The sequence below is a fragment of the Caballeronia sp. BR00000012568055 genome (assembly GCF_029439455.1).
In the GTDB taxonomy this organism is placed as follows: Bacteria; Pseudomonadota; Gammaproteobacteria; order Burkholderiales; family Burkholderiaceae; genus Caballeronia.
Genome location: NZ_JAQFVG010000304.1, coordinates 1 through 12,615 on the forward strand (window position 1 = coordinate 1; position 12,615 = coordinate 12,615).

The following is a 12,615-nucleotide window of genomic DNA, read 5'->3' on the forward strand; positions in this document are numbered from 1 at the left end:
GCCAAAAAAACCGCTAAATCGTCCGCGCAGGCAGAAAAGCCGGCGCGCGTCGCGAAAACATCGCTGAAAGCGCCAAAGCCGGTGAAAGCCGTCAAGGTCGCCGCCGCTGAAGACGACGATGCACCGCGCGCCTCGAAGCATCGCGCGCGGTATCGGATGGACAGTCATTCGCGTCGTGGTGCCGTGCACGCGGTTGCGTACCAGCCGCGTGCGACGTCGGTCGGTCAGGCGTTCGGCCTGCACGAGACGCCCGACAGCCTCGCGCTGCGTTCGAGCGTCGCGTACGTGGTCGATCAGAACACGTCGGAAACGCTGTTCGACAAGAATTCGCGCGCCGTGGTGCCGATCGCCTCCATCACCAAGCTGATGACGGCGATGGTCACGCTCGACTCGCATCTGCCGCTCACCGATGAAATGACGGTGACCGACGAAGATCGCGATTATGAGAAGTTCACCGGCTCGCGTTTGGCAGTGGGTTCGGTGCTGAATCGCGAAGATATGCTGCATATCGCGCTGATGGCGTCGGAAAATCGCGCGGCGGCGGCGTTGTCGCGTTATTACCCCGGTGGCCGTCCGGCGTTTATCGCCGCGATGAATGCGAAGGCGAAGTCGCTCGGCATGACCGACACGCACTTCGAGAACTCCACGGGTCTCACGAGCCTGAACGTGTCCAGCGCGCGCGATCTCGTGAAGATGGTGAACGCGGCGTATCAGTATCCGATCATCCGCAGGTTCTCGACGGACCGGAGCTATGAAGTCAATACCGGCAAGCGCAATATTGCCTACAACAGCACGAATGCGCTGGTGCGCAATCAGTCGTGGGATATCGGCTTGCAAAAGACGGGTTTCATCAACGAGGCGGGTGAGTGTCTCGTGATGCAGGCGACCGTGAATGGCCGTCCGGTCGTCATGGTGCTGCTGGATTCGTACGGCAAGTACTCGCGTTTCGCCGATGCAGGCCGTCTGCGTTCGTTCCTCGATACGCTCGGCGAGCCGCATATCATGAGCGCGGATATGGGCAGCAGCGCCAATCCCTGATTGCGGTTGCTTAGAAGCGAAAAAGCCGGATTCGTTGAAGGACGAATCCGGCTTTTTCTTTGCGCTTGGGTTTCAACGATGCGCCGTGTGGTGCTGCTGCGCTTCCGCTGCGGCCTGCTCGGGGTGATAACCAAGCGAGCGCGATATTTCCAGCGCCGTGTGACTCAACTGCTTGAGCCACGCATCCTGCAAACGATCCGCCGGCGCGGACAGCGACAATCCGGCGACCAGCCGCCCGGTGTCATCGTAGATGCCGGCTGCGATGCAGCGTACGCCCAGTTCAAGCTCCTCGTTGTCGCGCGCGCATGACTGCTGGCGCACGAGCAACAACTCGCGTTCGAGTTTGCTCAGATCCGTGATGCTGTTCTGCGTGTGACCGGAGAGACCTGTCCGCATGGCATAGGCGCGCACGCGGGTGGCTTCGTCGGCGGCGAGAAAAAGTTTGCCGACCGATGTCAGATGCAAGGGCGCGCGTCCGCCGATTGCGCGCACGACCTGCATACCGGATCGCTCGGAATAAGCTCGCTCGATATAAACGATTTCGTCGCCCTGACGCACGGACAGATTGACCGTCTGGCCTGTTTGCCGATGCAGCTCGCGCATTGGCGGCATCGCGGCTTCGCGCACGGAAAGGCGCGCTTTGACCAGATTGCCAAGTTCCAGCAGACGCATGCCGAGACGATACGTGCCCGGATCGGAGCGATCCACGAGGCGGCACAGCACCATATCGTTCAGAATGCGGTGCGCCGTCGATGGATGCAGGTCCGTGCTCTGCGAAAGCTCTTTCAGGCTGACGGGATCGGTGTGATCGGCGAGGGCATCGAGAAGGCGCATCATGCGCTCGATGACCTGAATGGAGGTTTTGGATTCCGGGTTCGTATCGCTCATCGTGGCCATCGGTTGATGCGGGTTGATGCGTCAAACAGCGGAAATGCAATTGTATCTCATAATGTGAAAAAGCGAAGGGCGAACAAAAATGGCGTTTTGGCCTATGCCATTTGGACGAGTCGTCAGCACGAAGATTTCGCGGATAATCGAGGTGCGTTCACATCAATTTATAAAAGGAAACGCCCACAATGCGAGTCGGTTTATTCGTCACTTGCTTGATCGACATGATGCGGCCGGAAATTGGCTTTTCGGTCATCAAGCTGATCGAGAAGGCAGGTTTTCAGGTCAGCGTGCCGGACGCGCAGACCTGCTGCGGCCAGCCGGCATACAACTCGGGCGACCGGCCATTGGCGCGCGATCTTGCTGAAAAAACGCTGCGCGAATTCGAGCAGTTCGACTATGTGGTGGTGCCTTCCGGTTCCTGCGGCGGGATGATCCGCGCGCATTACGGCGACCTGTTTCGTGATGATCCCGAGTTGATGGGCCGCTATGCGCGCCTGCAACCGCGCGTGTTCGAGCTGACGGATTTTCTGGTGAATGTCGCGAAAATTCAGCTTGAACCGGGCGCGTTCGAAGGCGCGGTGACGTATCACGATTCCTGTTCCGGCCTGCGTGAACTCGGCGTCAAGGCGCAGCCGCGTGAACTGCTTGCGCAAGTCGGCGTCACGGTCAACGAGATGAAGGGCTGCGAGCATTGCTGCGGCTTCGGCGGCACGTTCGCGGTGAAGTACGGCGACATCTCGACGGCGATCGTCGATGAAAAATGCGCGAACATCAAGGCGAGCGGCGCGGAGACTGTCGTGCTCGGCGATCTGGGCTGCATGCTGAATATCGAAGGCCGCCTGCGCCGCACGGGCGATACGTCCACGCGCGTGCTGCATATCGCACAAGTGCTCGCGGACGACGTACCGCGCAACGCATCATAAGAGGCCGACATGCAAGTCCAGACGATGCACTTCAAGGCGCGCGCCGGCAGCAAACTCGCCGATCAGCGCTTGCAGCAGAACCTCACGAAGTTATCGACCAAGTTTGTCAGTGCGCGGGCGAGCGCGGTGCTCGATATCGACTTCGAAGCCACGCGCGCCGCGTTGAAAGAGCGACGCAATCGCGCGCTGGATAATCTCGACGTGTGGCTCGATACCTTCGAGCGCGAAGCCACGCGACGCGGCGCGACCGTGCTCTATGCTGAATCGACGCAGGATGCCGCGAAGCTCGTTGCGGAGATCGCGCGCAAGCATGAGGTGAAGAAGGTCATCAAGACCAAGTCGATGGTCTCCGAGGAGATGCAGTTGAATCGCGTGCTCGGTGAAATGGGCGTGCAGTCCATCGAAACCGATCTCGGCGAATACATCCTGCAGATCAACGACAACGAACCGCCGAGCCACATCATCGCGCCGGTCGTGCATAAGGATAAGGACGAGATCGCGGACCTGTTCGCGAAGACGCACAACAAGCCGCGGCTGACCGATATTCCTGAGATGACGCGAGAGGCGCGTGAAGTGTTGCGGCCGCATTTCATGTCGGCGGATATGGGCGTGACGGGCGGCAACTTTCTGATCGCGGAAAGCGGGTCGGTGGCGGTGGTTACGAACGAAGGCAACGAAGGCATGTGTACGGTGATGCCGCGCGTGCATGTCGCGGTAACAGGCATCGAAAAGGTCTTGCCGACGCTCGAGGACCTCGCCACCGCAATGCGTCTGCTGCCGCGTTCGGCAACCGGTCAAACCATCTCCAACTATTTTTCACTGCTCACCGGCCCGCGCGCGGAGGGCGAGAAGGACGGACCGGAGCACATGTATTTCGTGCTCGTCGATGGCGGGCGCACCGGGCTGATCGGTGGCGAGTTTCAGGAGATGCTCCGCTGTATCCGATGCGGCGCGTGTATGAATCACTGTCCGGTGTATCAAAAGATCGGCGGACATGCGTATGGATGGGTGTATCCGGGACCGATGGGTTCGGTGCTGACGCCGGCGTACGTGGGAATCGAACGTGCGCTCGACTTGCCGCAAGCCGCGACGCTGTGCGGCGAGTGCAATAGCGTGTGTCCGGTGGGAATTCCGTTGTCCGACCTGCTGCGCAAGCTGCGCGAGAAGCAGACCGAGCGCCAGTTGCGGCCACGAAGCGAAAGGCTGGCGCTGGCGGCATGGGGTTATCTGGCGAAGCGGCCGACCGCCTACGCGCTGTTCACGAAGCTCGCGGTGCGCGTGCTCGAACGCATGGGCGGCAGCGGAAAGTCGATCTCACGATTGCCATTCGGCGCAGGCTGGACCGGCACACGCGATATGCCTGCGCCGGTCGGTCGAACCTTCCGCGAGTTGTATAAGGCGCAGCGTTCGCATATCGGCTGATTGGCGAACGAGTGCGCTGGATTTAATGCTGTAGAGGCTGCACCGACCCATTCCGTTCGATGCCGCGATTTCCACCGCCGCCGCCACCGCCATTCTGCGCGGCAGGCGCGGGGGGACGGCCTGGCGGCACGCCACCGACCGCGCGTGGCAGTGGCGCACCACCGCCGCCGGCTTGCGGAGGCGGTCCACCCGCTGACGGACGTCCACCGCCTTGCTGCGGTGGTTGTCCGCCATAACCACCATGACCGCCGCCCGGCGGCGGCCCGCCCGGACCACCCGCGCGCGGCGGAGGCGGTTGACCATGCCAACCATAGCCGCCCGGCGGACGACCACGCCAGCCGGGACCATCGTCCCAATAACGATTCGGTCCCGGACCGTAGTAGTAGCTGCCGCCGCCGAACACGACGCCGGGTTGCACCACGGGCGGCGCGCCGTAGTAGCCGTAGCCCGGATCATCGTAGACGGGTGCGTAGCCGCCGCCATAGTAGCCGGGCGCATCGGGATAGGCCGCGCAGCCGCCCAGTGCGAGGGCGGAGGAAACGAGCATTACACCAGCAAGCGCGGATTTCATGATCTGATGGAAAACGGTTGAACTATTAAAGATTCAGACAGCAATCGCGTGTCGAAGTCCCGACAAGTTTGTAAGGTTTTATGACGGCGAGATTCGTCAGTGGAAATACTTGTTGTCGGAAGCGCAACAATCCTTTGTTCTTAGGCGGCTTTTTAACTTCAGTGAAAACGCCTATTATCCTAAATATCTGATAGTGAGGCTCTACTCACAAAGAACGACGTTTCGATACAAAGGCGGTCCCATGAAAAAGACAATATCGACCTGGTGGCCTGTGGCCATACTTCTTCCGATCGCACTGACGATCTGCATGCACGCGCACGACGGCGCATCCTTGAAAAAGCCGGATGCGCATATGGGCGTGTCCAGCGTCAGCGCGGAACTCGCACGCGCGATTTCGTACGGTTTGATCGACGATGCAAGCGCTGCGCCAGCGGATAAAACGCTCTGAAGCGCGCTTCAGCCGACAGAATCAGCAGCCGGCAAGCAAAAAAAATGGCGCCCACGAAGGGCGCCATTTTTATTGGCAAAACGCAGCGGATCGATGCGCGCTTACTTCAGCACAGCGGCAACCGCGTTGGCGACGGCATCGAGGTTACGCGTATTGAGCGCAGCTACGCAGATACGGCCCGTGCTCACCGCATAGATGCCGAACTCTTCGCGCAGACGATCGACCTGCGCCGACGTCAGGCCCGAGTACGAGAACATGCCGCGCTGCTTGCTGACGAACGAGAAGTCGCGATCCACGCCGCTTGCGATCAGACGCTCGACCAGACCATTACGCATCGCGCGGATGCGATCGCGCATTTCGCCGAGTTCCTGTTCCCACGTCGCGCGCAGTTCCGGCGATGCCAGCACGGCCGCGACCACCGAACCGCCATGCGTCGGCGGGTTCGAATAGTTGGTGCGGATCACGCGCTTGAGTTGCGACAGCACACGGCCCGATTCTTCCTTGCTCGTCGTGATGATCGACAGCGCGCCGACGCGCTCGCCGTACAACGAGAACGACTTCGAGAACGACGACGACACGAACACGCTCAGTTCAGCCGCAGCGAACAGACGAACCGCCGCAGAATCAGCGTCAATGTTTTCGCCGAAACCTTGGTACGCGATATCGAGGAACGGCACCAGATTCTTTGCCTTCACCACCTCGACGATCTGCTTCCACTGCGCATCCGACAGATCCACGCCCGTCGGGTTATGGCAGCACGCGTGCAGCACGACGACTGTGCCCGCTGCATAGCCGTTTAGCGCGGCGAGCATTTCCTCAAACTTCACGCCGTGCGTGGCTGCGTCGTAGTACGGATAGTTGACGACTTCGAAGCCCGCGCCTTCGAACAGCGCGCGATGGTTTTCCCAGCTCGGATCGCTGATGGCGACCTTCGCGTTCGGGTTCAGACGCTTCAGGAAATCCGCGCCGATCTTAAGCGCCCCCGTGCCGCCCAGCGCCTGCGCCGTGACGACGCGGCCCGCTGCGATCAGCGGCGAATCGTTGCCCAGCAGCAGCTTTTGCACGGCCGAGTCATACGCGGCGATACCGTCGATCGGCAGATAACCACGCGGCAGCGCGGCATCGACACGCGCTTTTTCGGCTTCGCGCACGGCGCGCAGCAGCGGAATCTTGCCTTCTTCGTTGGTGTAGACGCCGACGCCAAGGTTGACCTTGGTCGTGCGCGTATCGGCGTTGAAGGCTTCGTTCAGGCCCAGAATCGGGTCGCGGGGAGCGAGTTCGACGGCAGAGAAAAGAGACATGATGTATCGGCTTGGAAGCGGCAGAAGAGAAAAGACGTACGGCAAGGACGCGACTGCAACGGGCGCCTTTGGCAGAAACTCAGTCGCACATTGTAGCGAATTCGGGATAGGCAATTCGACCAATCTTGTGCGAATGCGCGTGCTTTTTGGCCCTTTTTCGTGCGTGCATGCCATAGACGGCGCCAAAAATGGGCGCGGATCAGCATGCTTGAGATCGCGTCTGATCGCCTCATCTTTGACGCTCAAGCGCCGCAAGCGGACGATATGCGCCAGCCGCTAGAATAGGTGTTTGCTCCCGGCGCAGACTTTCGATCTCTCATGTCCGACACTCTCATCGAATCTCCCGACGAACTGGACGAGTCGAAGTTCATCACTTTCGACGGCTCGCCGTTCCAGCTTTATCAGCCGTATCAGCCGGCGGGCGACCAGCCCGAAGCCATCGCCAAATTGTGCGAAGGCGTGGACGATGGACTCTCGTTCCAGACGCTGCTCGGCGTGACCGGCTCCGGCAAGACTTTTACGATGGCCAACGTCATCGCGCGCCTGGGCCGTCCGGCCATTGTGTTTGCGCCGAACAAGACGCTCGCCGCGCAGCTTTACGCGGAGTTCCGCGAGTTCTTTCCGCGCAATGCGGTCGAGTACTTCGTCTCGTACTATGACTACTACCAGCCGGAAGCGTACGTACCGCAGCGCGATTTGTTTATCGAGAAGGATTCGTCGATCAACGATCACATCGAGCAGATGCGTCTTTCCGCCACGAAAAGCCTGCTGGAGCGGCGCGATGTGGTGATCGTGGCGACGGTCTCGGCGATCTACGGTATCGGCAATCCGTCCGAGTACCACAAGATGATTCTGACGCTGCGCACGGGCGACAAGCTCGGCCAGCGCGACGTCATCGCGCGGCTGATCGCGATGCAGTACACGCGCAATGAAGCCGACTTCTCGCGCGGCACGTTCCGCGTGCGCGGCGACACCATCGATATTTTTCCGGCGGAACACGCGGAAATGGCGGTGCGTATCGAATTGTTCGACGATGAAATCGAGTCGATGCAACTCTTTGATCCGCTCACTGGCCGCGTGCGCAATAAGATTCCGCGCTTCACCGTCTATCCGTCGTCGCATTACGTGACGCCGCGCGATACCGTGATGCGCGCCGTCGAAGCGATCAAAGACGAACTGCGCGAGCGGCTCGAATTCTTCTACGACCAAGGCAAGCTGGTCGAAGCGCAACGTCTGGAACAGCGCACGCGATTCGATCTGGAGATGCTTCAGGAACTTGGCTTTTGCAAGGGCATCGAGAATTACTCGCGGCATTTCTCTGGCGCGATGCCCGGTGAGCCGCCGCCGACGCTTGTTGACTATTTGCCGGCGGACGCGATCATGCTGCTGGATGAATCGCACGTGTTGATCGGCCAGTTGAACGGCATGTACAACGGCGACCGCGCGCGCAAGGAAAATCTCGTCGATTACGGGTTCCGGCTGCCGTGCGCGCTCGACAATCGGCCGTTGAAGTTCAACGAATTCGAACGCAAGATGCGGCAGGCGGTGTTCGTGTCCGCGCCGCCCGCCGATTATGAAAAGGGCAAGGCAGGGCAGGTCGCCGAGCAGCTCGTTCGTCCGACCGGTCTGGTCGATCCGGAAATCGAAGTGCGTCCGGCGCGCTCGCAGGTTGACGATGTGCTGTCCGAAATCAACGCGCGCGTCGCCGTTCACGAGCGCGTGCTGGTCACGACGCTGACCAAGCGCATGGCCGAACAGCTCACCGAATTCCTCGCCGATCACGGCGTCAAGGTGCGCTATCTGCACAGCGATATCGACACGGTCGAGCGCGTGGAAATCATCCGCGATCTGCGGCTCGGTACGTTCGATGTGCTCGTCGGTATCAACCTGCTGCGCGAAGGTCTCGACATTCCTGAAGTCTCGCTCGTCGCCATTCTCGATGCCGATAAGGAAGGCTTCCTGCGCGCGGAGCGCTCGCTGATCCAGACCATCGGCCGGGCGGCGCGGAACGTGAACGGCAAGGCGATCTTGTACGGCGACAACATGACCGACTCGATGAAGCGCGCCATCGACGAAACCGAGCGGCGGCGCGCCAAGCAGATCGCGCATAACGAAAAAATGGGCATCACGCCGCGCGGCGTGGAGAAGCGCATCAAGGACATCATCGATGGCGTGTACAACGCCGACGAAGCGCGCGCGGAACTGAAGGAAGCGCAGACGCGCGCCAAGTTCGAGGATATGAGCGAGAAGCAGCTTGCCAAGGAAATCAAGCGTCTTGAAAAGGCGATGATGGATCACGCCAAGAATCTCGAATTCGAAAAGGCGGCGCAGACCCGCGACCAATTGGCGCTCCTGCGTCAAAGGGTTTTTGGTGCGAACGTCGGCGATCACATCGCTAAGTAGGTTAAATGTAAGGTGTATCGCTCGGAAGGGGCGGCGAACCGCGAGGTTTGCCGCCCTTTTGTCTGCCTGAAAGCTACCTTCGATCCGGCTTAAACCCTTACTGCGCTTAGGTCTGAAAGCTCGCCCAAATTGTTCCCGATTTCGAACGATGTTAAACTGATGGAAATTGAGAATGGTTCGTATTAACGTTCGCAGGCTTGCGTAACGTAGCCGTCCGCCGGACTCACAGAAAAGGCAGCGAAGCGTGGCGATGCCTTGAGTGCCGGTATTTCCTGAAGGGTTCGCGACTCGACAAAACGAGCGCGCGGGCGATAACAACAAGGAGTTTCAAGATGGGTTCAACGTTGGTGCGCGGTCTGGTGGCCGTCGCAGGTCTGAGCGCGATGATGGCGGCGTCCGCTGCCGAGTATCCGATCGGCAAGCAGCATATCGAAGGCGGCATGGAAACGGGCGCAGTCTATCTGCAACCGATCACCATGGCGCCGGAAGGCATGATGCGCAAGGCATCGGACTCGGACATCCACTTGGAAGCGGATATCCACGCGGTCAAGAACAACCCGACCGGTTTCGCCGAAGGCGATTGGATGCCGTATCTGCAAGTGACGTATGAACTGAGCAAGGTCGGTTCGACGCAAAGCATCAAGGGCGATCTGATGCCGATGGTCGCCAACGACGGTCCGCACTACGGCGACAACGTCAAGCTGTTCGGTCCGGGCAAATATCACCTGAAGCTGCATGTCTCGCCGCCGTCGCAGGAAGGCCATATGGCGTTCGGCCGTCATACCGACAAGGAAACCGGCGTGGGTCCGTGGTTCAAGCCGTTCACGATCGAGTACGACTTCCCGTTTGCGGGCATCGGCAAGAAGGGCGGGTACTAAAAGTAGAAGTCCGGTCGCGCTTTCGCTCTCGAGTGCAGAGGCGGGCGCGGCCAATCTCAGGAAGTCCGAATGAAATTCAAAAAGCAGTTGATCGCGCTGGCGGCCGCACTCGTCGCCATTACGGCTCACGCCGCCGATCTGCCCACGTTCAAGCTCGAAATGAACGACGGCAAGCTGAATCCGGCGCGTATCGAAGTGCCGGCGGGGCAACGTATCAAGATCGAAGTCCATAACATCGGCAAGGGCGCGGCCGAGTTCGAAAGCGTGCAGTTGCGCAAAGAGAAGGTGCTCGCGCCGGGCGCGGATTCGTTCGTGGTGATCGCGCCGCTCGATCCGGGCGAATACAAGTTCTTCGACGATTTCCATCAGGAAGCGCAGGGCGTGATCGTCGCGAAGTGATTTTCAAAGCTGCGTTCGAAACTGGACGAGCGCGGTTGAAATTGAAGTGCAATCTGGAGGTTCTGAAATGGGGCAGGTCCTTTTCATCGTATGGCGTGAGAGTGTCGAGGCGCTGCTCGTCGTCGGCATCTTGTACGCATGGCTGAAGAACGGCGATCAACAGGCGCGCCGTGGCCTGCCTTATCTGTGGGGCGGCGTGGCGATCGGTCTGATCGCGGCGATCGCGCTGGGCGCGGCGCTGGTCGGCTTCACCGAAGTGCTGTCGGGCAATGCGCAGGATTACTTCCAGACCGGCATGGTGCTGATCGCGTGCGTGCTGATCGTGCAAATGGTGCTGTGGATGAAGAAGCACGGCCGCACGCTCAAGAAGGACATGGAATCGTCGCTGCAGAAGAGTACGCAGGACGGGCATTTCTGGGGCATCGCGGTGCTGGTCGCGCTGGCGATTGCGCGTGAGGGCAGCGAAACGGCGGTGTTTCTGTACGGCGTCGGCTTCGGACAGTCGGGTCATGTGGATGCATCGCAGTATCTGGCGATTCTCATCGGCTTCGCGCTGGCGCTGCTGACGTTCTATATCCTCCAGCTTGGCGGCAAGATCTTCTCGTGGCGCTCGTTCTTCCGCGTCACCGAAATCATGTTGCTCTTCCTGGCTGCGGGCTTGTTCGAAACCGGCGTCGATAAACTGATCGATATGGAAGTGCTGCCGGTGATCGTCAATCAGGTGTGGAATACTTCCGCACTGCTCGACGATTCGAGCACCTTCGGTTCGCTGGTCGCGACGCTGACGGGTTATCGCGCGCATCCGGCGGGCATGAATCTGGTGGCGTACGCGGTGTACTGGATCGTCATTTATCTTCTGCTGCGCCGGACCAATACCCAGATGGCGCAAAAACAAAAGGCGGCAAGCCGTCCAGCATGAGTTCCGTTTTGCAAAGACCCAGCCGGCTTCAACAAGCCGGCAACTGGATGCAACGTCACGGCAGCACGATCCGCGGAATTCAGTGGGTCGTCGTTGCCGTGTATGCGTTTCTGATCCTCGTGCCCGCCGTGATGCCGCTGCCGGATGGCTCGGCGCATCTGTGGAATAACCTGACGCTCGCGGCGCAGTTCGTGTTCTGGGGCATCTGGTGGCCGTTCGTGCTGCTGTCGATGGTCATGCTCGGCCGCGTCTGGTGCGGCGTGCTGTGTCCCGAAGGCGCGCTGACCGAATTCGCCAGCAAATGGGGACGCGGCTGGGCGATTCCGCGATGGATGCGCTGGGGCGGCTGGCCGTTCGTCGCGTTCGGTCTCACGACCATTTACGGGCAGATGGTCAGCGTCTATCAGTATCCGAAAGCGGTGCTGCTGGTGCTCGGCGGATCGACTGTTGGCGCGATGATCATCGGCGTGTTGTATGGCCGTGAGAAACGCGTGTGGTGCAAGTATCTGTGTCCGGTGAACGGCGTGTTCACGCTGCTCGCGCGTCTTGCGCCGTTCCACTTCAAGGTCAGCGAAGACGCGTGGCGCAAGTCGTATAAGGAAGGCGAGCACGGTCATCGCGTGATTCCGATCAACTGCGCGCCGCTGGTGCCGCTGCGCAATATGAAGGGCGCGCAGGACTGCCATATGTGCGGCCGATGCAGCGGCCATCGCGATGCCATCGCGCTGACGTGGCGTTCGCCGGCGGAAGAAGTCGTCAAGCTCGGTGACAAGGCGAGCAATCCGTGGGATACGGCGCTGATTCTGTACGGTCTGCTCGGTATCGCGATCGGCGCATTCCACTGGACGGTGAGCACGTGGTTCGTCGATCTGAAGCAGTATCTGGCGGGCTGGCTGATCGATCACAACATCCTCTGGCCGCTCGATACCAACGCGCCGTGGTTCCTTTTCACGCATTACCCTGAACAGAACGACGTCTTCTCGTGGCTCGATGGCACGATGATCGTCGCGTATATCCTGGTGACGGGCTTCGTGTACGGCACGGCGTTGCTGGCGTTGCTCGCGGCGGGCGCGCGCATGCTCGGCAAGTGGGACGCGAAGCGTCTGCATCATTTGACGCTGTCGCTGATTCCGCTTGCGGGCGTCGGCGTGTTTCTTGGTCTTTCGGCGACCACCGTTTCGCTGTTGCGCGCGGAACAGGTGCCGCTGGGTTGGGTGACGGGTTTGCGCATCGGTCTGCTCGCTGCGGCGAATCTGTGGAGCGCGTGGCTCGCGTGGCGCGTGACCGGCCGCTATGCCGCGACACTTGTTCCGCGCCTTCTCACGATGGTATGGTTTATCGCAGCACTGGCCGTCGCCGACAGCGCCTGGTGGCTGATGTTCTGGGGCGGCTTCACCCGATAAACCCTGCTGCGAGATTCCA

At 60.4% G+C, this 12,615-nt stretch carries 12 protein-coding genes; 9 read left to right on the forward strand and 3 right to left on the reverse strand.

Translation table 11 applies throughout. The features are described from left to right. The coding region (gene pbpG / locus P7F28_RS20350; protein ID WP_277186391.1) for a D-alanyl-D-alanine endopeptidase at nucleotides 1-1,038 on the forward strand (1,038 nt) is incomplete at its 5' end. A 72-nt stretch (nucleotides 1,039-1,110) separates the two neighbouring features. Here the strand turns inward: pbpG and P7F28_RS20355 are convergent. Beyond that, the gene (locus tag P7F28_RS20355; RefSeq protein ID WP_277186392.1) at nucleotides 1,111-1,926 is read right to left on the reverse strand and encodes an IclR family transcriptional regulator; all 816 of its coding nucleotides are present in this window, start codon (nucleotides 1,924-1,926) and stop codon (nucleotides 1,111-1,113) included. A 188-nt stretch (nucleotides 1,927-2,114) separates the two neighbouring features. Here P7F28_RS20355 and P7F28_RS20360 point away from each other — a divergent pair, with 188 nt between their 5' ends. Then, nucleotides 2,115-2,852: a (Fe-S)-binding protein gene (locus tag P7F28_RS20360; RefSeq protein WP_277186393.1), complete on the forward strand. Its 738-nt coding sequence runs from the start codon at nucleotides 2,115-2,117 to the stop codon at nucleotides 2,850-2,852. Between the two features lie 9 nt (nucleotides 2,853-2,861). Next, complete coding sequence (locus tag P7F28_RS20365) at nucleotides 2,862-4,274, forward strand: lactate utilization protein B (RefSeq protein WP_277186394.1); 1,413 nt, start codon at nucleotides 2,862-2,864, stop codon at nucleotides 4,272-4,274. 22 nt (nucleotides 4,275-4,296) lie between these two features. On the opposite strand, the gene P7F28_RS20370 is transcribed toward P7F28_RS20365, so the two are convergent. Then, complete coding sequence (locus tag P7F28_RS20370; RefSeq protein ID WP_277186395.1) at nucleotides 4,297-4,845, reverse strand: hypothetical protein; 549 nt, start codon at nucleotides 4,843-4,845, stop codon at nucleotides 4,297-4,299. Nucleotides 4,846-5,086: 241 nt separating this feature from the next. Between P7F28_RS20370 and P7F28_RS20375 the strand changes: the two genes are divergently transcribed. After that, nucleotides 5,087-5,293 carry a hypothetical protein gene (locus P7F28_RS20375; protein ID WP_277186396.1) on the forward strand — a complete coding sequence of 69 codons (207 nt, stop codon included), beginning with the start codon at nucleotides 5,087-5,089 and terminating at the stop codon, nucleotides 5,291-5,293. A 101-nt stretch (nucleotides 5,294-5,394) separates the two neighbouring features. Here P7F28_RS20375 and P7F28_RS20380 read toward each other — a convergent pair whose 3' ends face one another. Further along, nucleotides 5,395-6,594 carry an amino acid aminotransferase gene (locus tag P7F28_RS20380; RefSeq protein ID WP_277186397.1) on the reverse strand — a complete coding sequence of 400 codons (1,200 nt, stop codon included), beginning with the start codon at nucleotides 6,592-6,594 and terminating at the stop codon, nucleotides 5,395-5,397. 318 nt (nucleotides 6,595-6,912) lie between these two features. Between P7F28_RS20380 and uvrB the strand changes: the two genes are divergently transcribed. From uvrB to P7F28_RS20405, 5 genes are all read left to right on the forward strand, one after another. Next, nucleotides 6,913-8,997 carry an excinuclease ABC subunit UvrB gene (gene uvrB / locus P7F28_RS20385; RefSeq protein WP_277186398.1) on the forward strand — a complete coding sequence of 695 codons (2,085 nt, stop codon included), beginning with the start codon at nucleotides 6,913-6,915 and terminating at the stop codon, nucleotides 8,995-8,997. Nucleotides 8,998-9,329: 332 nt separating this feature from the next. Further along, the gene (locus tag P7F28_RS20390) at nucleotides 9,330-9,875 is read left to right on the forward strand and encodes an iron transporter (RefSeq protein ID WP_277186399.1); all 546 of its coding nucleotides are present in this window, start codon (nucleotides 9,330-9,332) and stop codon (nucleotides 9,873-9,875) included. 69 nt (nucleotides 9,876-9,944) lie between these two features. Further along, nucleotides 9,945-10,274, forward strand: coding sequence for a cupredoxin domain-containing protein (locus P7F28_RS20395; protein ID WP_277186400.1), 330 nt, complete (start codon nucleotides 9,945-9,947; stop codon nucleotides 10,272-10,274). A gap of 67 nt (nucleotides 10,275-10,341) precedes the next feature. Further along, on the forward strand, nucleotides 10,342-11,193 hold the full coding sequence (locus tag P7F28_RS20400; protein WP_277186401.1) for an FTR1 family protein: 852 nt from the start codon (nucleotides 10,342-10,344) through the stop codon (nucleotides 11,191-11,193). After that, nucleotides 11,190-12,596 (forward strand): 4Fe-4S binding protein, encoded by a 1,407-nt coding sequence (locus tag P7F28_RS20405; protein WP_277186402.1) that lies wholly within the window; start codon nucleotides 11,190-11,192, stop codon nucleotides 12,594-12,596. Before P7F28_RS20400 ends, P7F28_RS20405 begins: the two co-directional genes overlap by 4 nt. Nucleotides 12,597-12,615 lie beyond the last annotated feature (19 nt).